The 25,024-nt window shown below is 68.5% G+C and carries 18 protein-coding genes and 1 pseudogene; 5 read left to right on the top strand and 14 right to left on the bottom strand.

The genetic code is table 11. The features are described from left to right. Positions 1-72: 72 nt before the first annotated feature. From MYF83_RS06995 to MYF83_RS07030, 9 genes and pseudogenes are all read right to left on the bottom strand, one after another. Positions 73-1,587: a serine/threonine-protein kinase gene (locus MYF83_RS06995; protein WP_248959355.1), complete on the bottom strand. Its 1,515-nt coding sequence runs from the start codon at positions 1,585-1,587 to the stop codon at positions 73-75. Between the two features lie 9 nt (positions 1,588-1,596). Further along, positions 1,597-3,450 carry an HsdM family class I SAM-dependent methyltransferase gene (locus MYF83_RS07000; RefSeq protein WP_248959356.1) on the bottom strand — a complete coding sequence of 618 codons (1,854 nt, stop codon included), beginning with the start codon at positions 3,448-3,450 and terminating at the stop codon, positions 1,597-1,599. Beyond that, entirely contained in the window at positions 3,447-4,157 is a 711-nt protein-coding gene (locus MYF83_RS07005; protein ID WP_248959357.1) for a M48 family metallopeptidase, read from the bottom strand. The genes MYF83_RS07000 and MYF83_RS07005 overlap by 4 nt, the downstream gene beginning before the upstream one ends. A 26-nt stretch (positions 4,158-4,183) precedes the next feature. Beyond that, on the bottom strand, positions 4,184-7,444 hold the full coding sequence (locus MYF83_RS07010; RefSeq protein WP_248959358.1) for a type I restriction endonuclease subunit R: 3,261 nt from the start codon (positions 7,442-7,444) through the stop codon (positions 4,184-4,186). Positions 7,445-7,587: 143 nt separating this feature from the next. Then, positions 7,588-7,803 carry a restriction endonuclease subunit S gene (locus MYF83_RS07015; protein WP_248959359.1) on the bottom strand — a complete coding sequence of 72 codons (216 nt, stop codon included), beginning with the start codon at positions 7,801-7,803 and terminating at the stop codon, positions 7,588-7,590. Between the two features lie 465 nt (positions 7,804-8,268). Next, a pseudogene (locus tag MYF83_RS44185) lies at positions 8,269-8,733 on the bottom strand (restriction endonuclease subunit S); the annotation flags it as partial. Next, complete coding sequence (locus MYF83_RS07020) at positions 8,726-11,248, bottom strand: type I restriction-modification system subunit M (RefSeq protein ID WP_248959360.1); 2,523 nt, start codon at positions 11,246-11,248, stop codon at positions 8,726-8,728. The pseudogene MYF83_RS44185 and the gene MYF83_RS07020, both read right to left, overlap by 8 nt. A gap of 255 nt (positions 11,249-11,503) precedes the next feature. Further along, the gene (locus MYF83_RS07025; protein WP_248959361.1) at positions 11,504-12,379 is read right to left on the bottom strand and encodes a hypothetical protein; all 876 of its coding nucleotides are present in this window, start codon (positions 12,377-12,379) and stop codon (positions 11,504-11,506) included. A 286-nt stretch (positions 12,380-12,665) separates the two neighbouring features. Continuing rightward, positions 12,666-14,042 carry a helix-turn-helix domain-containing protein gene (locus tag MYF83_RS07030; protein ID WP_248959362.1) on the bottom strand — a complete coding sequence of 459 codons (1,377 nt, stop codon included), beginning with the start codon at positions 14,040-14,042 and terminating at the stop codon, positions 12,666-12,668. Between the two features lie 401 nt (positions 14,043-14,443). Between MYF83_RS07030 and MYF83_RS07035 the strand changes: the two genes are divergently transcribed. The 5 genes from MYF83_RS07035 to MYF83_RS07055 all read left to right on the top strand — a co-directional run bounded on the left by MYF83_RS07035 (position 14,444) and on the right by MYF83_RS07055 (position 20,007). Further along, positions 14,444-15,028, top strand: a complete 585-nt coding sequence (locus MYF83_RS07035) for an ATP-binding protein (RefSeq protein WP_248959363.1) — start codon at positions 14,444-14,446, stop codon at positions 15,026-15,028. Then, positions 15,025-15,903: a radical SAM/SPASM domain-containing protein gene (locus tag MYF83_RS07040; protein ID WP_248959364.1), complete on the top strand. Its 879-nt coding sequence runs from the start codon at positions 15,025-15,027 to the stop codon at positions 15,901-15,903. Before MYF83_RS07035 ends, MYF83_RS07040 begins: the two co-directional genes overlap by 4 nt. Positions 15,904-16,056: 153 nt before the next feature. Further along, entirely contained in the window at positions 16,057-17,058 is a 1,002-nt protein-coding gene (locus MYF83_RS07045; RefSeq protein ID WP_248959365.1) for a methyltransferase domain-containing protein, read from the top strand. A gap of 173 nt (positions 17,059-17,231) precedes the next feature. Next, entirely contained in the window at positions 17,232-19,598 is a 2,367-nt protein-coding gene (locus tag MYF83_RS07050) for an ATP-binding protein (protein ID WP_248959366.1), read from the top strand. Between the two features lies 1 nt (position 19,599). Continuing rightward, positions 19,600-20,007, top strand: coding sequence for a hypothetical protein (locus MYF83_RS07055; RefSeq protein ID WP_248959367.1), 408 nt, complete (start codon positions 19,600-19,602; stop codon positions 20,005-20,007). 66 nt (positions 20,008-20,073) lie between these two features. Here the strand turns inward: MYF83_RS07055 and MYF83_RS07060 are convergent, their stop codons facing one another. The 5 genes from MYF83_RS07060 to MYF83_RS07080 all read right to left on the bottom strand — a co-directional run bounded on the left by MYF83_RS07060 (position 20,074) and on the right by MYF83_RS07080 (position 25,013). Then, complete coding sequence (locus tag MYF83_RS07060; protein WP_248959368.1) at positions 20,074-20,226, bottom strand: hypothetical protein; 153 nt, start codon at positions 20,224-20,226, stop codon at positions 20,074-20,076. A 2-nt stretch (positions 20,227-20,228) separates the two neighbouring features. Next, complete coding sequence (locus MYF83_RS07065) at positions 20,229-21,185, bottom strand: COG1470 family protein (protein ID WP_248959369.1); 957 nt, start codon at positions 21,183-21,185, stop codon at positions 20,229-20,231. Between the two features lie 12 nt (positions 21,186-21,197). Then, a complete protein-coding gene (locus MYF83_RS07070) occupies positions 21,198-21,674 on the bottom strand; it encodes a hypothetical protein (protein WP_248959370.1) in 477 nt (158 codons plus the stop codon). A 408-nt stretch (positions 21,675-22,082) separates the two neighbouring features. Continuing rightward, entirely contained in the window at positions 22,083-23,777 is a 1,695-nt protein-coding gene (locus tag MYF83_RS07075) for a SpoIIE family protein phosphatase (protein WP_248959371.1), read from the bottom strand. Between the two features lie 558 nt (positions 23,778-24,335). Continuing rightward, positions 24,336-25,013, bottom strand: coding sequence for a TetR-type transcription factor C-terminal domain-containing protein (locus MYF83_RS07080; protein WP_248959372.1), 678 nt, complete (start codon positions 25,011-25,013; stop codon positions 24,336-24,338). Between the last annotated feature and the right edge of the window lie 11 nt (positions 25,014-25,024).

Genomic DNA, 25,024 nt, shown 5'->3' on the forward strand with positions numbered 1-25,024 from the left:
CTGCCGGGGACCGCGGCAATGGTGACGTCCCTATTACCAGTGCGGTGTGGGTCTCCAACAGCGGGACCAAGTTCAGATGTCCTTGAGCAGAGTACGGATCCCTTCGGGGGCCGGGTGGTCGTCGCCGTGGAGTTGGACCAGGTCATCATGCAGCTCGGTGAGAGTCCTCCTGGCCGCGGCGCCATCGCCGCGGCGGCTTTGCAGCAGGCCGATCTGACGCCGGAGTTCCAGCGTGCGCGGGTCGTCGGCGCCGAAGATCCGCAGTTCGTCCTGGAGCAGGTTCCCGAGCTTTTCCAAGGCTGTCACCAGGTCGTCCGCGTGCGCACGGCAGGTGGCCTCCCGGAGCCTGCAGTGCAGTACGCGCTCGTCGTCGGCGCCGTGCAACCTGGCGAGGTCGCGCGCGAGTCCCGCGTAGTCCTCGGCGGCGTCCGCGTATCTCCTGCCTTCGTAGCGCGCTCCGGCGAGCCGTGACCGCAGGTCGATCACTTCGGAGTTGTCCGGGCCGAGTATCGCGTTCGCCGGTTCGACCAGGCCGGACAGGATGTCGGCGGCCTGGTCGAACCGGGACTCTCGGATCAAAGACTCGGCCTGCCTCCTGGCCAGGCCGAGATCCGCCTCACCGAACTCCTCCGGCTCCTCCGCCACCGTCGGCGGAGACGTCTGCGGGGCGAGCACGCGGCTGACCACGCCGGCGTACATCCGGGTGGGACTCGACCCGGCACGGAGGAAATCACCCAGCGGTCCGAGCCCGGTCACGAAGGGCAGAAGCGCATCGTAGACCTCCTCCGCCGAGCCCGGCCGGTCCGCGGGCCGCTTCTCCAGCAGCCGGAGCACCAGCCGCTCCAGCTCGGGGGGGACGCGGCGGAACCGGGTCACCGGTTCGGGAGCGTCCTGGATCTGCCGGGTCATCACGGTGAACGTGTTCCCCCCGCCGAACAGCCGGTGGCCGGTCAGGAGTTCGTGCAGGACGCAGCCCAGTGAGTACAGATCGCTGCGGGCGTCGATCGGCTCGTGCCGGACCTGCTCCGGCGACATGTACTCGGCCGTGCCCAGCAACTGCCCTGTCACCGTGAGGCGGGTGTAGCCGGGGTCCGTGAGCAGCGCGAGCCCGAAGTCGATCACCTTGATGGTTCCGTCGACGCAGAACAGCAGGTTCGCCGGTTTCAGGTCGCGATGATAGATGGACAGCTCGTGGGCGGCGGCGAGCACGGCGCACACCTGGGCCGCGATGCCCGCGGCCCAGCCGACGGGCAGCGGATGCTGCTCGCCGATGAGGATGTCGACGTTCTGGCCCTGGACGAACTCCATCACCATGAACAGCCGTGGCTGGGCGGCGAGCGGATCCTCGAAGGTGCCGGCGTCGTAGACGACAGGCGCGCCCGGATGGGCGAGCCGGGCCAGTACCTTCGACTCGGTGAGGAACCTACGTCGCAACTGCTCGTCGTACTTACCGTCGGGGAACCGGATGACCTTGACCGCCACCCTCCGCTCCAGTTGCCGGTCGTAACCGCCCCAGACCTCGCCCATGCCGCCCGCGCCGAGCGGCAGCGGATCCAGCTGGTAACGGTCGCCGATGACCCTGATCACGGGGAAACGCTACGGACGAAGCGCGCCGTCGACAAGCCCGTCGAACCCGAGCCGGACGACGTTCTCCGCCAGGGCGGCCGTTTCGCGCGCGGCTTCCTCGAACTCGATCAGCCTGCGGAACGCCGCACCGTAGACCCGCTGCTCGTCGACGGGCAACCGGGGGATCCGCACCCGCCGGGCGTCCAGCCGGGTGGAGGCGGCCGACGCGCGGGCCGAACCGGCACCGCTCGCGACACGGAGAAAACCGGCCAGGAAATAGGGGTCGATGCGCTTCGGGTCTGCGCGGAACAGCAACAGTTGAGGGCCGAGCACCGATCCCGCAGTGGTCATCACCCGAGCGGCCGGGCCGCTCGGTGTCAGCGGGGTCACCACGTCCCCCGGCTCGGTGACGACCATGCCGGGTTCCCGGATCGTCCGGCCCGTGGGACCTCTGCCCTTCATGACGTCCCGTACGGTCAGCACCGGAAGACCACCATTGTCGGTCGCCATCCTCAGCGGTGCCTGGTGCACCGCGATCACCCCGGCCCGGAGCAGTTCGCCGACGGTGGTCATCGGCAGGTCCCTGCGATCCGCAGGCACGGCGAGGTCGGGGATCGCCCCGGCGAGCGTCTCGACGGTTGTGGCGAGTTGCTGCCGTACGTGGGGGAAGCCTGGAGCGGCCTCGCCGGACGCCACGAGATGACGTGGGGTGGACAGATCGACCTCGTGGTCGAGCAGATCGATGATGCGGACGGCACGGCTGACGCCGGGAAGTTCCGCTTGGGGGTCGCTGTCGAAACGCCGCCAGGCCGATTCGATCGGGGAGAGGTCGTCGGTGGCGTCCATCATGAGCACACTGGACGGAGGTTCCCGCCCTGGCGTCGGCCTGCGGAGTACCCACAGGTCCGGAGCCGAGCCGGAGCCGGGAGTCGCGCCAGGCGGCAGGGTGATGATCGCCCGCAGCGCCCCGGAGCGGAGCAGGTTGCTCCGGACGCGGCGGCCCGAACGGCGTCCGGCCGCGCTGGGAGGCATCATGATGACGACCAGGCCGCCGGGCCGGACATGGGCCAGGCAGTGCTGCACCCAGGCCAGCTCGGACTCTCCACGCGGCGGCAGGCCGTACTCCCAGCGATGGTCGCCGGCCAGCTCCTCGTAGCCCCAGTTCCGGTCGCCGAACGGCGGGTTGCACAGCACCGCGTCGACCTGCCGCTCGGGGAAGGCGTCGGCGCGCAACGCGTCTCCGGCCCGGACGGTCGCTTCTTTCCCGGCGAACCCTAGCCGGGCGGCCCCCAACCGGGCTGACGCCACGTCCATGTCCTGGCCGAGGACGCGCGTCGCGCCGCAGGCCAGCAGCAGCGTGCCGATGCCGCACGCCGGGTCGAGAACCGTGTCGCCGTCCACCAGGCCCGCCATCACCCGGGCGACTTCCGGCGGGGTGTCGAGCAGGCGGCGTGAATGCGCCTCGATGTAGCGCTCGCACAGGAAGCCGAAAGCCTCCGCCTCGCCGGCCTGATCCGCCCACGCGCCGATGTCCCGGAGCAGATCGGCGTCGACCGCACCGGCGAGCCCGGAAAGGTCCGCTCCACTCTGGCGAGCCAGCAGGAAGGCGCCGACCTGGCTGACCAGTTCGAGCAGGTGCAGATCGTCACCGGTGCCGCGGAGCCGCTGCCAGATCCGGTCGGCGGGAGAAGCGGTGAAGGCCTTGTCGCGCCGCCTGGCCCAGGCTTCGACGTCGCGCAGCGAGAACAACGGGTTGGACGCCGTCCCGCCGACAGGCCGGGGGAAGTCGTCGAAGCGTTTTCGCCAGTTGCTGACCGCGGGCCTGCCGACGTTCGCCAGGCGGGCGATGTCGCCGACGTTGACCGTGGCATCGTCGCCGCTCATCGGGTGTCCTCGGGGAGCCACAGGTCGACTCCCGCCCGCTTGAGACGGTCACGCCGGATCTCGTAACCGGGCATCGCCAGCGAGACGATCTTCCAGAACCCCGGACCGTGATCACGGTGGCGGAGGTGCGCCAGCTCGTGGAGCAGGACGTAGTCGATCAGGTCGGGAGACAGCTGCATGGTCGCCCAGTGGATGTTGACCTGGCCGTCCGCCGAGCAGGAGCCCCAGCGGTAGCCGAGCGGCATCACCCGCAGCCCCGAGACGGCCACCCCGACGCGCTCGGCCCATGGGGTGATCCGGCGGCGCAGCCAGGGATCGCCGACCTTTTGGTACCAGCGGACGAGATGGCGGGGGGCATCAGCCGTATTGGCCTTGGCGAGCTCCAGCCGGCCGCGTACGAGCCGCACCGGCCCCTCGTCCACCAGCAGCAGCCGGTAGGAGCGGCCGAGGTAGGGGAAGCCCTCGCCGGAGACGTACTCCCGCTCGGGCCTCGGGTCGCCGAGAGACCTGCGCTCAGCGAGCTTGCCGTACAGCCAGCGACGGCGGGAGGTGATGATCTTGACCAGGGTGTCGCGGTCGGTCTCCGGGGGGACCACGGCCGTCACCGAGGCGTCCCGTTCGACGGTGAGCCGGACCGAGCGCCGCCGGTCGGAGACCTCGACGGTCACATCGAGATCTCCAACGGTCAGCGAATCGGGAGTTGCCACGCTCACCAGCATGCCAGCCATCCAGGTCAGCCCCGGACGATCTTGTTCCGGTTGTGCTCGATGACGTCGAACAGCTTGTCGGCCAGCTCGGCGATCTGCTGGTAGCCGCAGACGTCCAGCAACTCCCGGGCGATCTGGTTGCGGAACGCCTCCTTGTCGGTCTCCTTGTGCCAGAAGTCCCGCCGGGTCGTCACCTCGACGGCGAGCCCGTGGACCGTCCGCGCCACGTCGGCCAGCGCGGCCCCGGCATCCGCGGGCAGCACCCCGTCGTGGTGGGTCTCGGCCAGCAGCACCCCGTAGAGCGGGCCCTCCACCGGGCCGAGCCCGTGCGGATACTCCGGACGCTCGTCGCGGGCCTCGCTGATGAGCGTGGCGAAGGCGAGCACCTGCTGCTCGAAGTTCTCCTTGAACTCCTCAAGGATCCGCTCCAGCCGCTCGCTGAGCCTGCGGTAGCGCTCCGGGTCCTCGGCCAGGTGCACGTCGATGTGGTGCCGGAGCGCGTGCTCCATCTCCGAGGCCTTGGCCCGGGAACCTCCCGCCATGGCCGCCACTTTGGTGTCGAAGTCGGGGGAGGTGAGCGCGACCGGTGGCAGATTCTGCTCCACGCCGAGCGACTCCACATGCTGGTCGATCAGGTCGCGGATCTTCGCCCCGTACAGGCTCGGGTCGAACTCACCGTCAGCGACCCGGTACCGGCGCGCGGTGCGCAGCTTGATCAGCGCGAACAGCTTCACGTCCGCCAGGTACGGCTTCGCCTCAGGATTGGGCAGCACCGCGTCGACCGTGGTGAGGAACCCCTTCAGCTCCACCTCGAACCGGTCGCGCAGTTGCAGGTCCGCCAGCAGCTCGACGCAGTCCTCGACTACGCGGTCCCGAAGCCCGGGGTCGTCGGCGTCCGCCAGCCGGATCCCGCGGTCGGTGAAGAGCATCCGGAGCCTGGCCCGCTGCGGTTCCAGCTTGAGGGCCTCGTCGGTGATGTCCTTCAGCGCCCCGCGGATGTCCTCCTCCGCGTAGGCCTTCAACGCCTCGTTGAGATGGTTGGCGACGCCGAAGTAGTCGACCACGTAACCGCACTTCTTCTGCGGACCGTCCACGCGGTTGACCCGGGCGATCGCCTGGAGCAGCTCGGCCTCCCTCAGCGAGCGGTCGATGTACATGACCTGCTCGATCGGGGCGTCGAACCCGGTGAGCAGCATCGACTTGACGATCAGGAAGGCGATCGGGCGTTCCTCATCCTCGCCGAACGGGTGGGTGAACGCCTCGATCCGCCGATCCTGCCCGGCCGGGTCGGTCCACTCGTGGTAGTCGGCCGTGTCGTTGCCGTCCGCCGAGATCACCGGCGTGAAGTCCATCCGCCGGATCAGGTCGAGACGCCTGGCCGCCGTGACCAGGAACTTTCTGCGACTCTTCAGCTCGTTCGGGTCCACCTTGAGCAGGTGGGCGGGCAGGCCCTCGATCTCTCTGACCAGCTCGTCCCTGGCCGCGATCAGCGCCGTACGGTACCGCAGGGTGGCGAGCCGACTGGAGGCCACCAGCTGTGCCTTGTACCCGCCGGGCAGCACGGTCTCGACGTAGTGCCGCAGCATGCTCCGGGCCTTGGCCGCGATGAGCTTCTCGGCCTCCAGCACGTCGCCCTTGGTCGCGTAGCGCTTCTGCAGCTGCTCACGCTGCTCGTCGGTGAGGTCGAACATGTCCTCGAAGACCTCGTCGAGGTCCCGGCCGTCGCGTACCGCGCCCTTGGTGGCGTACCCCTCGTAGAAGATCGGCACGATGACGCCGTCCTCCTCGGCCTCCTTGAGCCGGTACTTGTCGATGAAGTCGCCGAAAATCTCCATCGTGGTCTTCCTCGCCCGGCGCTCCTTGATGATCGGCGTGCCGGTGAACCCGATGCGGGCGCAGTTGGGGAGCGCTTCCAGGAGGTTGGCGTGCAGGGCCGAGCCGTGCGAGCGGTGCGCCTCGTCGATGAGCACCAGGATCGACTCGTCGGTGTTCAACTCCCCGCCGAAGGCCGAGTTCCGGTCGCTCACGCCGGTGCCGCGGCCCCGTACGTCCTGCTGCTTCTGGATCATCACGAAGACGACGCCGGGACCGTGCTTGGCGAGGTCCGCCTTGGCCTCCTCGACGCTCTTCGCGATGTCAACCTTTTCGCCGGTCAGCCGCATCGTCTCGCTGAGCTGGGTCTGCAGCTGGGTCCGGTCGGTGACCAGCACGACCTTCATGTCGTCCAGTCCTGGCGTCATCCGGAGCTTGCGGACCAGGAAGGTCATGGTCAGGCTCTTGCCGGAGCCCTGGGTGTGCCAGATGATGCCGCCCCGCCGGTCCTGCCGGCCATCGCGCTTCCTGGACGGCTGGGTGCGCAGGTTCCGGACCGACTTCTCCACCGCGCGGTACTGCTGGTAGCGCGGCGCGGCCTTGACCGTGATCCCGTCCTTGGTGGGCAGGAACGTCACATAGTTGTGCGCGATGTCGAGCAGCCTTCTCGGGTGCAGGACGACTCCCGCCAGGATCTCCTGGCCGCGCACCGTGCCACCCACCTGGTCGGCCAGTTCCTCCTTGGAGAGGGGGAAGGGGTCCCGCCACGGTACGTAGTGCTCAGCCTCGGCGGTGAAGGTGCCGAGGCGCGCGTCCTCTCCGGAGGCGGCGACGGTGAGCTGCACGGTGGTGAAGAGCTTCGGCACGCCCTGCCCGGGGCTGAACGGCGGGCACTCGGCGTAACGACGGAGTTGCTTGACGGCCTGCGCCGTGGCGTCGTTTCCGGGGCGCTTGCACTCGACCACCACGAGTGGGATGCCGTTCACGAACAGCACCAGGTCTAGGACGACGTAATTCTTCGGCCCATGCTTGCCGGGGATGTTCACCCGGAACTGGCTGACCACAGTGAAGTCGTTGGCCGGTAAACCGGCCGGGTGCCAGTCGATGAAGTGGATCTGCTGGTCACGGCCCTGGTTCCAGCCGTCCAGCCCGGCGATGGGGATGCCGTTGATCAGGCGCTCGGTGGCCTTCTGGTTGGCCTCCAGCAGGCTGGATGGACCGGGCCGGCGTAGCGCGTTGACCGCCTGGCTGATCCGATGCTCGTCCAGCCATGGTTTACCGTCAGGGCCGAGGTTGATGCGATGAATAGCCGCCCGAAGCCTACGCTCCAGAAAGACCTCGTCGAACGAGCCCCGCTCCGACCGCTCCGGGTCCAGCACGGCCAACGCCCCCACCTCGGCCCCGGGTAAGTGGGTCCACCCCATCTTTTTAAACTGGTTGATGAGGGGCGCCTCGACCTCGCTGTACTCACTCACCGGACTCCTCTCCCCTCATCGTCGTCCCACCCGACCACCGCCAGGTGTTGGCTCGTTGCGCGAACTGATGCGTGCTGAGAAATATCCCCGAGCGAAATTGGTGATCTAGTCTTTCTCTGCAAAGGATTACCTCGAACTGCGCCTTACAGGGCGTCTTCCACGTCTTTCGCCCGAACCCGCCCAGAAAGCAGGTCGTCCATCAAGCCATGCTTCAACGACTTGAGTTTCTCGCGTTCCTTAAGGGTGTCCCGCAATTCGGCATCGCCGCACTTCAGAATTCTGGCAATTCGATCCTGTGTGGCGAGATCGGGAACGGCTACCCTGAGTCTTCCTACGGTGGATCCGCTGATCTTTGCCATACTCTCCGATGTCCCCTGGGAGATCGATTGAATTTGACGGCGCAGTGGAGAGCTTCGCAAGACAATCTCTAGGTACTCGGCCCTACATGTCGGGCGTGGAGAAAGGCGCATCATAAGATCAGGATAGATGCAGGGCCATCCGACACCCTGGTACCTGCCTACTAGACCGACAAGATCCCTGGTATTTGCTCGGCTCATAAGAAGATCGCCATCCGTGAGCATAGCTGAAACGTTTCGCGTAGCTCCGACAGGGACGTTTTTCAGCTGCAATGGCCGAAACCCCGAAGTGGTAAGGCAACCTAATCCGAGTGCGAGCAGGCCAGTCCAAGAATCGACCGCTTGCGGCGAGTAGCCATTTTTGGGGTTCTGAGTCAAGTAATCTCGTAGAGAACTTTCTTGGACTGTTACTGACCGTAGTAGCGCATCCGTCAGTCCTATTTGGCGAAGATGAAGCTTATTTGCGAGTCGGCCAGTAGATGTGAGCTGAGCGTCGAGGGAGTCAAAGATCTCCATAATCCGCCGTTGCTCTCCGATAGGTGGTTTAGGAAGCTTAAGTTGTCCTATTTCCCCTTGTGTAACCAGAGGTTGACCGGTTTGGCTTCGGAGTCTGCCGAGACCAAGCCAGTTCAGGTAGTAAACCAGAAAATGAAGGTTCCATCCTGGAGCTATATGGGTAGCCCATAGAGCGTTATCCGTTACCCACGCATCTTCCTCGACAAGATGGACGGATCCGCAATATTCGCCGACTCTACCAATCGTAAAAGTCGGCCGATTGGTCAGTGGTCTAGTTGTGCGTCCTGTTATGCCATTCCCTCCATATACTGGAATTTCCGCCAGCAAAGAGCTTCCGGTGTCATGGCTTACTGGAAGGCCACTCGAAAGGGTGACGTCTGTGCGCAACATAATTGTATTCCATGGCGGGCTAACCATAGCCGAGCTCCTTTAGGAATGAGTCAAATCGAGTGGCAGTAGCCTTCTGTTCTGATTCAAGATGGCGAAGAGTTACCGCATATTTGTCTATCCAGGTGCGGTAGCGGACCGTAATTTTTCGGCGATTAAGGGCCACCTGCTCGTCAAGTCGGCCAGTCAGATCGGTCTTGACGATGCGGAGCACCAGACTTTTTGTCTGTTCATCGGCCGTCTCGCCGGGTTGCTGGTCGACTAGGTAGGATATTGGATCTTCCAGCAGTAGGCCCAGTTGTCCCGCCTCTGCTGCATTCTGGATGTCTTTGAGCATGGGGGCACAGGCCGTATGCAACTTGGAGAGAAACGCCTGTTCCAGCTCCTTGACGGCCTTCTTGGCTGCGGTGAGGTCAGCCTTGAGCTTCTTTAGCTCGACCGGGCTCAGCGTCTCCTCCGGCTCGTCGATTTCCTCGTCATCGCTTGGGGTCGGGGTGGCCGCCTTGACCTGGGCGTCGAGCTCGGCTCGGCGGGCTTCGGCCTCCTCTAGCTGGGCCAGGTAGTCGGGTAGCAGGAGGGGGACCACGCGGTGTTCGCGGGCCCTGCGGCGTTGGGTGGCGAGGCGGGCCTTGTCGCGGCTGTCTTCTACGTCGGTCTCGAAGGCGGACTCGATGGTGGAGAGCCAACCCCTGACGACGCCGCTGAACTGGTTGTAGGACAGGGTTCGGATGTCGTACTGGGCCTCGCCCCACCAGGCGGCGATCACGCCGGCCAGTTCGAAGCGGTCGAGCAGACCGAGCGGTGACAGCTCGGCGACGAACGACTCCAGCAGCTCGGCCCGGACTTCCATGACCTTCTTCGTCGCGGGGAGTTCGACGAGGCGCTTGCTGTGGCGCTCCCACCACTCGTCGAACGCCGCACGCAGCCGGTCTTCCGCCGCCTTGGTCAACGATGGGATGCGCTCGGCGGTGGCCTCCCAGCCCTCGGGGAGGAAGTCGTAGTAGTCGGCGTCCCGCTCGGCGAAAAGCGCGTGCGGGTCGACGTCGAAGGCGGCGAACAGCGGCTCGAACGCGCGGACTTCGGCCTTGGGGACGCCACCGTGCAGGTGCGCGCGTACGTCCTGGGGCTCGGGCGGCGGGGTGTTGTCGACGTAGCGGCGGATGTTGAGGTTGAACTCGTTCTCCCGCAGCTCCTCGATGTCCACCACGCGGGCGAAGCCCGGGATGTCGCGGTAGTCCTCGAAGGCGGAGACGATCTTCTCTGCGTGCTGGGGGTCGAGGTAGTTCTGCGCACGGCCGGAGGTGTACTCCCGGTCGGCGTTGATGAACAGCACCTTGCCGCGCCGCTCCTCAGGTCGCCGGGCCGTACCCCGCAGGATCAGGATGCAGGCGGGGATGCCGGTGCCGTAGAACAGGTTGGCGGCGAGGCCGATGACCGCTTCCAGGCGGTCGTCCTCGATGATGCCCTGGCGGATCTTCTTCTCGTCCCCACCCCGGAAGAGCACACCGTGCGGCATGACGGAGGCGCCGACCCCGGTGGGGGTGAGTACGGCCAGCACGTGCTGGGCGAACATCAGATCCGCCTTCTTGCCCGAGGGCGGCGTGTAGCCGTAGTGGAAGCGCTCCTTGTGCTCCAGCGTCGCCGGGTCGTAGTTCTGCGAGAACGGCGGGTTGGTCAGTACCCGGTCGAAGCGCATCAACTCGCCGCCGTCGACATGCTGGGGCGCGGCGAGCGTGTCCTCGTTGCGGATGTCGGCGTTGGCGACACCGTGCAGGATCATGTTCATCTTCGAGATGGACCAGGAGCCGCCGTCGTTCTCCTGCCCGTAGAGGGAAAGGTCGCGGACGTCCTGGCCGTGCTCGGCGATGTACTCCTTGGCGAAGATGAGCATGCCGCCCGACCCTGAGCAAGGGTCGTAGATCCGCATGCCCTGCTGCGGCTTCACCAGGCGGTTCATCATGCGGACCACGCCGCGCGGGGTGTAGAACTGGCCGCCCTTCTTGCCGCCTTCGTCGGCGAACTCGCCGATCAGGTACTCGTAGGCGGCACCGAGCAGGTCGGGGAACTCGAAGTCGTCGTTGCGCAGGCGGTAGCGGTCGAAGTGGTCGATGAACTGCTGGATCTTCTTGTCCGGGATCGTGGTGTTGCCGATCCGCCGGGTGAAGTCGATGTGCCCGAGCACATCCTTCAGCGCGGTGTTCTCCTCCTCCAGCGCCTCAAGCGCCTTGTTGAGGAGATCGCCCGGCGCCTTCTTCCGGGACTCGTTCTTGATGTGGGTCCAGCGCGCCCGATCGGGCACGAAGAAGGCGCCCTGGTAGAGGAACGGCAGCTCGGCGGCCTGCTCGGCCTGCTCCCGGGTCTTCCCCTTGGCCTGCTGCTCCTCGACGACCTGCTCGCGCATCTCGTCGAACTGATCGGAGCAGCGCTTGAGGAAGAGCATCCCGAAGATGTAGCGCCCGTACTCGGCGGCGTCCATCTTGCCGCGGAGGATGTCCGCCGCACCGAACAGGTGCAGTTCGAGTTGCGGCAGGGTCAGCTTCGCCACTGGCGGCCTTTCTGACAGGGGATCCCGAAGGACTCAGGCTAGCCACGCGGGACACCTGAACATCAGGCTTCCCGAACGCCCGCAACCCTACAGCTGCGAGTGCCGGTTTTCTATGCCTTCTGTCCGTGAATCCCAGTCACGTCCTCGGTTGCCTTGGAGTGGACAACGCAAGACCCGCCTCTGCGTAGGGGGCAAGGGGCGGGGCTCGTGTGTTTGGCTCCGGTCGAGTGGCGGGTCACGTCGGCGCGTTCCAGCTCAGCCGATGGAGAACGTGCTGTCGATGAGAGCGCTCGGGCGGGGCAGGGGGCCGGTGAGGTCTGACGTCGTGGCCACCAGGGCGGCGCGGGGCGTGGGGACGTTCTTCTTGAGGGGCCGGGGGAGGCCACGCCCCGGGTACTGGCTGAAGACGCCCGCTACATACCCATCGGCGACCTTCCAGGTGGTGCCGAGGGTGAGGGCCTGACCCAGGTCGTTGAGTCGTAGCCACCAGGTGATCTTCGTGTCGGCGACCGGCGTGAGGGAGCGCTTGCCGATCAGAGAGCGGAAGGTCGGCGACACCGCGTACAACTGGCGGAAGGTCATCGCGCCGGCGTATTCGGTGGCCTTCTTCCTGATGCCGTACTTGGACGGTTTCTTACTGGTCGCCGTGGTGACCAGCGCTTTCAGGGTGCTGGGCTCGAAGATGTTGATGATCTGGTCGCCGTACGCCGCTGAGACGCCGCCGCTTCGGCCCGCCAGGGCCCACGTCTTCCCGTCCGGCAGCACGGGCTGGTAGAGCGGCCCCGAACGGTAGAGCACGCCGTTCACGCTGATCGAGCGGTTCGAGCCGGTCTCGGCGTTCACCTTGTCGGCGTCCCAGCGGCCGTCGTCCAACTGGTCGCGCATCAGACGGCTGGGGGTGAAGGTCCGGGTGATGTCGGCCGCCCCGACACCGGAGCCGCCGAGCCGCAGCACGCCCCGGCGGACCGTCGACCAGATGGGGTGCCCCTTGTAGGACACGCCGCTGCTCTCGGCCACCTCCACCGCCAGGCGACCGGCGATCTGCGCTTTCAGCGCTTTCACCGGGTCCATCGCGGCCTGCGCGGTGGCCGGGGGAGTCAGCAGAGAGGTGGAGACCAAGGTTGCCGCCAACAAGGCGATCCAGCGTTTCATGTGTGCCCTCAACTTAGGATCGTGGACGAATCGCGCCATTCTCCCGGAAGAGGTGGGTGTCTGGGTGTCTGGTACACGTGCTGAGCTGCCCAAGCGCCGCGTCGCTCGCCGCTTTCGCCCCTGCCTCCGACCTGTTACGCGATCTGCCGCTCAGCGGTCGGCCGGCTTTGGCCCTGGGGTCGCGACCAGCGCGGACCGCCCGAAGGAGGGCTCACGCCTCCGCCGGGGGTAGTGGCGATCCATCATCCCCCCGGCTCGCGCTTGGTCAGGCGGCGAGTTCGGCGTTCAGGTGGTCACGGAACTCCCGGACCATCACGCTGTCGGCATAGGGCTCCAGCCGCCCGGTGAACCGCCGGATGAGATCCACAGGCCGGGCAGAGGTAAGGGTCTTTGTCAATGGAATGGCGGATCGCGCACTCGCGAGTGCCTGCTCCAGTTCGCCCATCTCGAGGTACGCCTCAGCGGCGTGTATCCGGTTGAACTGAACTGACCGGGGAACACGGTCACCGAACGCGGTCACAGCGGTCTCCGCGCACTCTGCCGCGCGCCGGTGCTCGCCCAGCAAGCGCCAGCAGTTACCCGTCTCGGCGCTGAGCTCCGCTTCCTCGAACCTGCTGGTCCACTCCGGATCCCGGTCGGTGGTGCCTCGCGCATAGGCGCGCTCGGCCTCGGCGACTAGACGCTCGACCTGGATAGCACTGTGTCGGTCCGCAGTATCTGCCGGTCGCGCCTCAAGGGCTGTCGCCCAGGCCTCCTTGACGAGGATCGTCGCCAGTACGCGCGGTGGCGCCTCAACCTTGCGCGCGGTGTCGACCGCCGCTCGCGCAAGCCAGACCGCCCAGGTGTGCTGCTCCAGATGGATCGCTTGCCGGGTGAGCGTTGCGAGCACCCAGACACCGGTCATAGGGTCGTTGCCCGCCTTGGCCAGCTGGAGCGCCTGGCCGAAGTGTTGCTGGGCCTGGCCGTGCTGGTTGACGTCGAAGGCGGTCCACCCGGCCATCCAGCTCATCCCTGCTGCCGCGCTCATCAGCTCCGCGCCCACCCGGTCGTCGTACCGCCCGCGCAGCAGCGGTGAGACGTTCTCGTTCAGGTAGCGGAGCACCACCGGTCGCACTAGCCCGGCCCCGAACCGCTGGTCCATCTGGCTGAACGCCTTGCGGGCCTCGTTGATGCGCGCCACGTCCGCCAGCCCCACGGCCCGCCCCGGACCCTCGTGTGCGGCCGACGCCGCCGGGCTGCCGTAGTTCCACGACACCAGCCACTCGGCCAGCGCCGAGGGCACGAACGGCAGAGCGGCCAGCAGGTGGCGCCGGGACGGGTCCATCTCCAACCTCCACAGATGCGCGGCGGCCTTCACGGTAGCCACCAGCGCCTCGCCCGCGCTGTCGGCGGCCGGCCAGGATGATGTCGCTCCGAAGGCCCACCCTTCTATCCACTCCTCGACGCGCACCGGTTCGACCCCGAACGCGGTGGCGATGCGGGCCCGGTAGCAGGCCCGCACCCCTTGCTCTCCACGCTCCCAGCGGGCCCACGTCGTCGTGGCCACCCCGACCGCCTCGGCTGCCTCCTCCTGGCTCATGCCGAGCCGCCTGCGCGCCCGCGCCAGTTCCGGCCGCCCCGCACACCGCCGCGCCTCGCCCACGGTCGCCTCCTTGTGATCGGATGACTACACATTGTGACTATCACGACTCTGCCGCCGCCACCATCCCGGGAAAACGACCAGCAAGCGACCAGCCGAGCCGATTGCCCTTCCCTTGTCCGAGTGCACGGCCGTCGGTCGTTCGGCGAGCCCTTCCCGGCGCCCTCATCGGGAGGGCGTTCAGCAGGCGACCACCTGGGTGGGCTGATCATCCAGGTCGCCGCGCACGGACAGGCATCGGCGTTCATATCCATCGCCCCGGGCCGTTTCCTGCTGTCACGGCAATCGACAGCGAATGGAGCGCCCCAATGCGGCCGGTCGGCAGCGTCCCCCCAGGCACCCCCGAAGAGTCCGCACCGGCTCTGCCTCTGTGGCCCGGGCCCGAGGGAGGGCGGTCCAGAGCCGTGGCAGGGCCGGTCCGCACGCGGACGCTGGTGAGGCTGCTCCAGCCCGGCTCGGCGTCCCGCCGTGCCCGAGAAGTGATCCGGGAGGTGCTCCGGCGGGCCGGCGCGGACGACGAGGCCATCGCCGACGCCGAGCTGATCGTGGCCGAACTGGCGGCCAACGCCGAGTGGCACGCCCGCCCGCCGTACGAGCTGCGCGTCTTCAGCGAGGACGGCGTGCCGATCTGGTGCGAGATCGTCGATGGTGACCCCGACACCCACGAGGTCGCGATCGTCCTTGACCTGCTGCGCTCGGTCCGGGAAATCGGCCTGCCGTTGCTCGCCGAGAACGGCCGCGGCCTGCTGCTGGCCCATCGGCTCTCCGGCGGGAACTGCCACGTCCATTCCGTGACGACCTCGACCACCGGCGCTCCGGGCAAGGCCGTCGCCTTCGCCCTCCCGGCCCCGTCGAACGCCCGCCCGCTGTCGTCCCGCACACCGGCGGCGCATCCGGCATCCGCCGCCACAGGGCGGCCACCCCACCTCCATGCCGGCGTGGACGGCAACACAGCCGCCGGCGCCCCGAACCGGAAGGAAGATCGATGACCCTGCTTCACGAGCAGCACGCCGTACCGGCGACGCCGCCCCTGCTCTCCGGATGGTTCCTCGCGCTGGAACTCACCGGACGATGCCAGCTCGCCTGCGCCCACTGCTACGCCGAGTCCGGCCCGACGGGCGACCACGGCGTGATGTCCCTGGCCGACTGGCGCGACCTCCTCACCGACGCGCGCGCCTTGGGCGTGACCAGGGTCCAGTTCATCGGTGGCGAGCCGACGCTCCACCCGAACTTCGAGGAGATCCTGCGCCACGCGATCGACGCGGGCCAGACGGTGGAGATCTTCACCAACCTCTACCGTGTCCGTGACACCTGGTGGGACCTGTTCGCCCGGCCCGGTGTGTCCCTGGCGACCAGCTACTACAGCGACCGGCCGGCCGAGCACGCGCGGATCACCGGCCGTCCGGACGGTCATGGCCGCACGCGGGCCAACATCATCAGGGCGGTGAACCTCAGCATCCCGATGCGGGCGTCCATCGTCGAGATCCTGGACGGGCAGCGCGTCGAGGAGGCCCGCACCCAACTGGCCGCCCTTGGCGTGACCCGGGTGCGCGTCGATCACCTGCGAGGGATCGGCCGGGGCGCCCGGGATCGGCCCGACGTGTCGCAGCTGTGCGGGCGCTGCGGACAGAGGCAGTTCGCCGTCTCCGCACAGGGGGACGTCACGCCGTGTGTAATGTCGCGGTGGATCACGGCGGGCAACCTGCGCGACCGGTCTCTCGCCGAGATCCTCACCGGGGAGACGTGGCAGGGCGCCGTTGCGCAGGTGTCCCGGCGTGCCGGCTCTGGGTGCAATCCTGGCAGCGACAGTGACGACTGCGCCCCGGCCTCCACCGAGGTGTGCAACCCCGCGTACGACGACTGATACCCGAAAGGCATGACCATGGATTGGGAGCGCCACGCTGAGCGGCTTTCTGAGGCCGTGACGCATGCGTCGTCGCGCTGGCGTGGTCCGGTCGCCGCCGCGCCGCGCCATCTGTTCGTGCCCCGCTGGTGGTCACCGTCCAAGGACGGTTGGGTGTTCAACGATGGCCAGGCCGACGTCGAGACGTGGATGCGGGCGGCCTACTCCGATCGGACGCTGGTGACCAGCGTGGCGGGGGCGCATGCCGACCAGGCCCAGGAGAGCGACCGGCCGGCAGGCCGTCCCACCTCCTCCTCCACTCTCCCCGGCCTGGTGGTGCAGATGTTGCGTCACCTCCGGGTGTACGACGGGGCTGACGTACTAGACGTCGGCACCGGTTCCGGGTACGGCTGCGCCCTGCTCGCCGCGCGACTCGGTGGCGAGCACGTGACCAGCGTGGACGTGGATCCGTACCTGACGGCCGCCGCCGTCCACCGCCTGGAGCAGGCCGGCCTACGGCCCGAGGTGGCGACGATCGACGCGACAGGTCCGCTTCCCGGTGACTACGACCGGATCGTGGCCACGGTGTCGGTCCGTCCCATCCCGGCGAGCTGGCTCGCCGCCCTGCGACCGGGCGGGCGGCTCGTCACTACCATCACCGGCACCACCTTGATCATCACTGCCGACAAGAGCGAGGACGGCGGAGCGGTCGGCCGCGTCGAGTGGGATCGGGCGGGCTTCATGGCCGCGCGCCACGACGCCGGGGACTACCCGTCGTCCCCGCACGCGTTGCCGGGCGAGCTCCGCGATCGCGAGGGTGACCACATCTCCGAAGGCCGGTACCCCGTGCTGGACGTGGTCGAGGCATGGGAGGTGCGCTCGATGCTGGACGTGACCGTCCCTGGCATCGAGCACCACTATGAGGAGTACGACGACGGCCGGCGCAGTGCGTGGATGTCGCACAAGGACGGCTCGTGGGCCCGGGCCACCGGCATCAAGGGCGAGGCCCCGATCGTCCACCAAGGAGGTCCCCGGCGGCTGTGGGATGCTCTCGACTCGATCCGCCACCGCTGGGTCATGACCGGCAGCCTCCCTGTCCACGGTGCCCGGGTCTCCATCACCCCCGATGGCGTCTGCCACCTGAAGCGCGGCCGTTGGGAGGCCGGCATCGCCTGAGACGGACTCGCTCGACGCGGGTGCTCATTCGGTCTCGCTTCGTCAGGCGATCCTGGGACCTGATGTGGCCAAGTTGAGCGTGATTCGGTTGTGAATGGCAGTCACGCGTGCTTCACTAGGTCTCATCGACCGGCGATCCGATCGGTCTCCCCCCGCTTCTCCAGGAGATCACCATGGCCTCTTCCCCGGCCCATGTAACGCTCCACGACATCGTCAAGGCCCGGCTGGCCGAATCCGGTCTTCCTGCCGAGGCCCAGGAGGCGGTGTTGGCGGCCCTTGGCGACCCGCCGCCGGAGGCGGCCGGTTCACTCGCCGGGATCTACTTGCGCGCGATCACGGTCGCGGGCTTCCGGGGCATCGGCCGGCCCGTCCGGCTTGAGCTGCCTCATGGCAACGGGCTCGTCGTCGTCACCGGACGCAACGGCTCGGGCAAGTCCAGCTTCGCCGAAGCCGTCGAGATGGCGCTGACCGGTCAGAACTCACGCTGGAACGCCAGGTCGCAGGTCTGGACGAGTAGCTTCCGGAATCTCCACAGCCAGGTGAACCCCGAGATCGAGGTGGACCTGCTGGTATCGGGTGAGTCCGAGCCGACCATCGTCCGCCGGGAATGGACCGGGGCCAAGGTGGAGGACTCGGCGGCGTTCGTACGCCGGCCGGGACAGGAGCTCGCGCCGCTGAGCTCCTTGAACCTGGTCAACGCGCTGACGGCGTACCGCCCCTTCCTGCCCTACGCCGAACTCGGTAGCGCTCTGGACAAGCCCTCCGACCTGTACGACAAGGTCTCCGCGATCCTCGGGCTGGGCCCGCTCGCCGAGGCGTGCGCGGCGCTTCGCAATGAGCGGAACGTCCTCGACAAGAAGGTGACGGCGTCCCGCCAGGACCTTCTCCCGCTGCTCGGCGTGCTGGCCGATTTCGACGACCCGAGGGCGCGAGCAGTTCATACCGAGCTGAGCGAAAAGGATCCCGACCTCGCCCGGGTGGAGACCCTCGCCGCCGGTGATGAGGCCCACGGAGCGCTGCGGGCGCTGCGCCGGGTGGCGGAGCTGGTGGGTCCCGATCCGGAGGCCGTACGCGCGGCGGCGGAGCGGGTTCGTTCGGCCTCGCGTGCGCTGGCGGAGGTGCGGCGCGGTTCGGCGGAGGACGCCCGTGAGCGTGCCGAACTGCTGGACATGGCGTTGACGCATCATCGGCGCCATCAAGATGACCGGGCGTGTCCGGTCTGCGAGGCGCCGGACCGCCTCGATGAGGCCTGGGCCGTACGCGCACAGGAGGAGGTCACGCGCTTGCGGCGGGAGGCCGCCACGGCCGAGGCCGCCCGCGACGAGTCGAGGTCCGCTTGGGCCGCGGCACACCGTCTGATCGGAGATCCGCCCGCGGGACTGCCGGAGTCGCTCGCCGCGTCGTGGCAGGAGTGGCAGGCCTGCCGGGAAGGCTCGGACGTCGAGCGGTTCGCGGAGGTCGGCCTGCGGCTGGCGGAGGAGTACCGGCTGAACAAGGAGGAGGCCGCCAAGCGCCTCGCCGACCATGACGACCGGTGGAGCGAGCCGGCCGGGGCGGTGGTGGCATGGTGCCGGCAGGCGCGCGAGGCCGCGGCGGCCAAGGTGCGGCTGCCGCTGATCAAGGCTGCCGACGCGTGGCTGCATGACGTGCACGACGACCTTCGCGCCGCCCGGATGTCCGCCCAGGGGCAGGATGCCCGGATGTACTGGGCGATCATGCGCCGGCAGAGCAACGTGAGCCTGGGGGAGGTCCGGCTGGCGGGCAACCGCACGCAGCGCAAGGTCGAGCTCGACGTGACCGTGGACGATGTGTCCGGCGCGGCGCTCGGCGTGATGAGCCAGGGGGAGTTGCACGCGCTGGCGCTCTCGCTGTTCCTGCCGCGGGCGCTGGCGAACGAGAGCCCCTTCCGGTTTCTGGTCATCGACGACCCGGTGCAGTCGATGGACCCCAGCAAGGTCGACGGCCTGGCGCAGGTCCTGGAGGCGGTGGCGGAGCGTCGGCAGGTGGTCGTTTTCACCCACGACACCCGCCTGGCGGAGGCAGTCCGCCGCCTGCGCATCCCGGCGACGATCCTGGAATTGCTGCGCAAGGAACGTTCCGAGGTCGAGGTCCAGGTCTCCGACGACCCGGTCGAGCGGGCGTTGAAAGAGGCCAGGTCCGTTCTCGCCGACATCCGGCTTCCCCCGGGGGTGGCGCCGGCCGTGCTGCCCGGCATGTGCCGGGTGGCGCTGGAGAGTGCCTTCGTCGAGGTAGCACGGCGGCGGCTGCTGACCGCCGACACCGACCACGACACGGTCGAGCGGCGCATCTCCGAGGCGCGCAAGTCGTCGGACATCGCCGCGCTGGCCCTCGGAGTCGAGTCCGGTGAGGTGGTCGGCCGGCTCAACCGCGACTTCGGCGGCTGGGCCGGGAAGGTGTTCCGCGCCTGCAACAGGGGTGCCCATGAAGAGGGGGACTTCCAGGCCGACCTGCGCGGCAACGGGGACGACCCGATCGGATACGTGACCAAGCTGGCCAGGCGCCTGCGGGAGGTGGGCTGAGATGACGACGGCCTACACCCATCTGCTCGACGACGCGGACACGGTGCTTCGCTCCGCGAGCCGGGGGCCGTGGTCGCGGACAAGCGCGTTCCTGCTTCGCAAGGCACTGGAGAGCTGCGTACGCGAATTCTGGCGTCGCACCCAGCCGGGGATGGAATGCTGCCGGATGCGGACGCAACTGCTGTGCCTGGCTCAGTATGTCGATGGGGCCACCGCCCGGCGTGCCTTCGGAGCGTGGGCCGCGCTCAGCGCAGCCTGCCACTACCACGGCTACGAGCTGAACCCGACGGCCGACGAGTTGCGTGCCCTCCACGACGAGGTGCGTGTCGTCGCCGAGCGTCTCCACCCGGCCGGGGCCTCGCTCGACAGCGAGTCGCCCGCCATGCGTACCGGCCTAGGCCGGATCTGATCTCGCAGTGTGGGGCGACGACCGGCGGCCAGTGCCGCCGGCGGGGGCGGGGCGAGGTGGCTCCGTTCAGGGGAGGGCGGGGGCGGTGCGGGTGAGGAGGAGGGCTACGTCGTCGTCCTGGCGGGGGAGGGCGGCGATGATGGTGTCGCAGGTGGCCTCCAGGGTGCCGCGCGGGGGAGGCGAGCGCCGCCTGCAGGGCCGCGATGCCGCTGCTGTCACAGTCAGGCCGGTCGTCGTGGTGGGCGGCGTTGCAGGGTGAACCGGGAGGCCATGAAGCGCCACATGAGGTACAGCGTGGCCAGCGCCGCGATGAGCCCGCCGACCGGATAGACGGGAAAGCGGACCACGGTGGCCTGCAGGGCGTGCGGCGGGAGCCCTTTGCGTGTGATGGCCACCGTGATGTGGCAGATGCATGCCGGCGGCGGGTCGGCCCACTGGGTGGTCACGGCGCGGGTGGAGCCGCGAAGGACGGTGAAGTCCGGGAAGGCGATCGCATGGCCTTCGGCGTCGGCGAGCAGGTTGTGGTCGGGGGCGAAGAAGTCGTGGTGCACGGTGCCGCTGTCTTTGACCACCGCGGTGAGGGTGATCGGCCCGCCGGGGCTGAACCCTTGGGTGTGCAGCCCGGCCAGGGTGACGGTGTCGCTCACCGCTCCGGGCACGGTGACCAGCAAGGGCACCGCGACCCCCCGGTTGAGCCGCACGTGCCCCTGTTGCTGCTCGGCGGGCACCAGGGACAGCAACGCCACCGCGTGCTCGCCGGGTTCGGGCTGGGCGGGTATGGTCAGGCGGACCGTCACCGTGCGCGCGGCACCCGGGGCCAGGTGGAAGTGCCGCGGAGCCATGCCGACCCAGTGCGCGGCCGAATACGGCGCGGCGGGCGGGTAGGACAGCGACCCGTCGGGATGCTGCTCCAGCGATGTCGCGGTCACAGCCACATCCACCCCCGCTCGCCCGGTGTTGGCCACCTGGAAACGCTGCGGGTCGCCGGCCTGAGACGGCGTGATGACCAGCCGCGTGGGACTCACCTTGAGCGAGAACGCCGGGACCACCGGCGCAGAGGGCCCAGGCTGCGCCCACGCCGACCCGGTCGAACCGGAGGTGATGAGCGAGCAGACGGCGCTCACCACCAGGCCCGCGGTGCGGCAGAACCGGACGGCGGCCATCGCTGGTTCACGCACGAGTCCGGTGGCCTAAAGCGTCGCGGCGATGTAGTTGAGTGTGGTGCGGTAGGTGTCCGGCTGCACCACCGGGATGTTCACCATGTAGTCGTTGCTCAGGTTGTCTCCGCCGGGTGCGGAGGGGGTGTGCTGGGTGTGGACGGTCACCGGGGTGGTGTTGGACATCTGGTAGAACAGTGGATCGCCGGTCTCGTGCACATACAGGTTGCCGATGGGAATGGAGTCGGAGTTTCCCGCCGACCCGGTCATCGTCGGCGTGGTCGCCTGCACCGTAACCTGGTAACCGGCCGGGTTGTTGGTCGTCACCGTCATCGTGACCGCGCCGTTCAGCGTGGCCGTGGTACCCGGGTCGCCGCTCAAGGTGAATGAGCCGGTCAGGTTTGACAGGGTGATGGACCCGGTCACCGAGACGTTCGCCGTCGTGTTACCGGAGGAGGTGTCGGCGCGCGCCGGAGCGACGGGACCGGCCGAAGCAATCCCCAGGCTCATGAGTGCCGCCAGAACTCCAAGCAGCGGTGTCCGCGGCGATGAAAAAGCCATATGACCTGATCTGCTGTCCACAGGTTCCCCCGAAACCAATCTCAGAAGACGTCCCAGATGACCGCCCGGGACCTTTGTCGGGGGAGTTTGCCCAGCGATCTGATGCCCTTTGTAGCAGGCCCGGGCGATCTTGCAGCTGCGACATGCCGATCATCGTCATCGTCAACAAACCTTCGATTCATGGACGGTGCGAGGCGGATCATCGTCCCCGCTGCCGGATCAAGTGTTCACACTTCGATGGCGTCTTCGTAGCTGCTCAGAAGGAAGGTGTGGATCGTCGCCAGGTGGTCATGGCGACGACCGGCGGCCAGTGCCGTCGGCGAGGGGCAGGTCGAGGAGGCCGGCTCAGGGGAGGATTCAGGCGGTGCGGGTGAGGAGGAGGGCTACGTCGTCGTCCTGGCGGGGGAGGGCGGCGATGATGGTGTCGCAGGTGGCCTCCAGCGTGCCGCGCGGGGAGGCGAGCGCCGCCTGCAGGGCCGCGATGCCGCTGTCGATGTCCTGCTCGCGGCTCTCCACGAGCCCGTCGGTGTAGAACGCGAGCGTGCTGCCGGCGGGCATCGTGACCTCGGTGGTGCGGAAGGCCCGAGAGAAGGCGGGGTCGCCGAGGCCGAGCGCCAGCCCCGGCGGCAGGTCGAGCACGGAGGCGGTGCCGTCGGGACCCACGAGGATGGGGGGCGGGTGCCCCGCGCAGGCGAGCGAGCAGGTGCGGGTAACGAGGTCGACGATGGCGTACAGGCAGGTCGCGCACTGGATGGAGTCGATGTCCTCCGCCATGTGGTCGAGCCGCCGCAGCACCTGGTCAGGCGCCAGGTCGAAGCCGGCGAGGGCGCGTACGGCGGCGCGGAGCTGGCCCATCGAGCCGGCGGCCACGGCGCCGTGCCCCATGGCGTCCCCGATCACCAGGGCGATGCGGGTGTCGGACAGGGGGATCACGTCGTACCAGTCGCCGCCCACTCTCATGGCGCTGGCGGGAAGGTAGCGGTGGGCGACCTCCAGGCCGGGCGGGACGGTGAGCGTGCGGGGCGCGAGGTTGTGCTGGAGGGCCTGCGCGGTGCGGCGCTCCCGGCAGTAGAGGCGGGCGTTGTCGATGGATATGGCCGCCCGGGTGGCGAGATCTTCGGCGAGCGCCTCGTCGTGCGCGTCGAAGCGGCGGCGGTCGGGGTTGCGGGTGAAGGCGATGAAGCCGAGCACCATGCCCCGGGCGGTCAGCGGCACGGTCAGGAAGGACGTCGCCTCCAGATGGTGCATCGCCGACTCGCCCATCACGCCGACGATCCTGTCGAGATCGTCGATCTCGAGGTCGGACGCGGTGTGGACGACCGGCCTGTCGGCGGCCATGCAGCGGTTGGCGGGATGCCGCGGGCCGTACGAGACGATCTCGTCGGTCGGGAAGGCGGCGTGCCACTGCGTCTCATCGGACGCGCGGGTGTCGAGCCTGAGCGCGAGCCGCCGGACCCGGACCGACCCGTCGGCCGCCCGGACGGGGAACTCCTCGTCCCGGAGCAGGCCTTCGACGACGTAGAGGCTCGCGGTGTCGGAGAAGCGCGGCACGGCGATCTCCATGAAATCCTCGGCGGCCTGGCGGGTGTCCAGCGTGGCGCCGACGCGCGTGCTCAGCTCGCTCAGCAGGGCGAGGCGCTCGCGGGCGGAGGCGTCGGCGTCGTGGAGCGGGGAGGCGTCCATGGCGGTGACCATCACCGACCCCCACGTGCCGGGACGGGCCAGCGGCTCCCAGCTGAACGCCACGTCGTGGACCCGGCCGTCGGCGCACTCGGCGGAGAGCACGTCGCTCCACCGCACGCCCGCGGCCACCTGGTCCAGGGCCCGCCGCACCGTGTCGCGACGGGTGCCGCGGAGCAGCAGGTCGCAGATGTCGTGGCCCATGGCCGTGTCGGGAGAGCGCCCGAACAGCCGCATGGCGCCGCCGCCCCACTGGGTGACGCGCCCGTCGTTGTCGAGCACCATGGCGGCGCATCCGGCCAGGCGCCGGAAGCCCTGGCGCGGATGGAATATCTCGTCCGCCGGTGACCCTGTCCTCGCCGCACGCGTCACCAGACCCCCTGGGAAACAGATGGGACATCGAGAGCGCGGTGCCGCTAGGAGGTGCGTGGACTCCTCCCCCGTGCGGGTCTGCGGCTACCGTCAGTAAATTAGCATCTACGCTTAGCTTCCTTTCGCGAAAACTCCTCAAGGTGAGGTCTCTGAGACCTTTGGGACTTCACTGCGCGTCATGCGGTGGTCACCGTGGAATCGCGTCCGGCGCGGGCCAGATAAGGGTCAAGCCGCGCTGACCAGCCCGAATCCGGCGTGGGCCGGCGAGCGGGTACGCGCGATCGAGATCTGTAATGGCCCGTATCACACTGCTCTACGGGAATTGTGTGAACGCGTAGAACGGTTGGGCCCTCGCGACTCGGTGGCGATCATGCGGGACGGCCGCGTCGCCGAGGCCGGCCAGGTCGCGGAGCTGATCGCCACGCCGGGCTCGCTGCTCACCCGCGAGATCTTCCCGCTTCCCGAGCCCGCCCCGCCCGGCAGCCTCACCGTGACCCTCGCCGGACGGGCGGACGAGCCGGTGATGTCCAGCCTGGTGCGCCGGTTCGTAAAGGCGCCCTACTGGGCGGAGAGGGTGGGGCCGGACGGGGAAGGTGAGTGGTCGCCCTCCTCAGCCCCCGGCGGGTGGAGGCGAGGTTGGCGGAGGCCGTCGAAGGCGATCTTGCAGACGGCTTCGGCCAGGGCGTCCGCGCCCATTCCGCCGCGTGGCCGGTACCACTCGGTCAGCGAATTGACCAGCCCGAACAGCAGGCGGCTGGTGACGGCGGGGTCCACGTCGGGACGCACGTCGCCCTCGGCCTCGGCCCGCCGGACGAGTTCGCTCACCAGGTGGTCGAACTCCCGGCGCCGGGCCAGGGCGCGGCGTTCCACCTTGGTGTTGCCCCGGACCCGCAGCAGCAGGGTGACGAACGGGAGGCGGTCGACGAGCACGTGCACGCTGAGCCGTACGAGGTGCTCCAGCCGGTCGATCGCGCGGCCCTCCATGGCGGCGACCTCGCCGGCGGCCTCGAACAGGCCGTCCAGCGCGCGGTCGACCGCCAGCCTGAGCAGCTCGTCCTTGCCGGCGACGTGGTGGTAGATCGCCGACTTGGTGATGCCGAGCCGGCGGGAGAGGTCCTCCATGCTGGTGGCCTCGTACCCGCGCTCGTTGAACACCTTGACCGCGACGGCCAGCAGCGACTCCAGGTCGTAGCCGGGACGGCCTCGACGTGGAGGGGTGGCGCGCGCGGTGGCCATCGATCCTCCGT

This window comes from Sphaerisporangium perillae (genome assembly GCF_023276435.1).
GTDB lineage: Bacteria > Actinomycetota > Actinomycetes > Streptosporangiales > Streptosporangiaceae > Sphaerisporangium > Sphaerisporangium perillae.

Bases quoted from the DNA above. Each gene is read 5' to 3' on its own strand.
- MYF83_RS07000 (WP_248959356.1), bottom strand. From the start codon at position 3,450: ATGAGCGGCGACGATGCCACGGTCAACGTCGGCGACATCGCCCGCCTG.
- MYF83_RS07015 (WP_248959359.1), bottom strand. From the start codon at position 7,803: ATGGCAAAGATCAGCGGATCCACCGTAGGAAGACTCAGGGTAGCCGTT.
- MYF83_RS07040 (WP_248959364.1), top strand. From the start codon at position 15,025: ATGACCCTGCTTCACGAGCAGCACGCCGTACCGGCGACGCCGCCCCTG.
- MYF83_RS07050 (WP_248959366.1), top strand. From the start codon at position 17,232: ATGGCCTCTTCCCCGGCCCATGTAACGCTCCACGACATCGTCAAGGCC.
- MYF83_RS07055 (WP_248959367.1), top strand. From the start codon at position 19,600: ATGACGACGGCCTACACCCATCTGCTCGACGACGCGGACACGGTGCTT.
- MYF83_RS07070 (WP_248959370.1), bottom strand. From the start codon at position 21,674: ATGAGCCTGGGGATTGCTTCGGCCGGTCCCGTCGCTCCGGCGCGCGCC.
- MYF83_RS07080 (WP_248959372.1), bottom strand. From the start codon at position 25,013: ATGGCCACCGCGCGCGCCACCCCTCCACGTCGAGGCCGTCCCGGCTAC.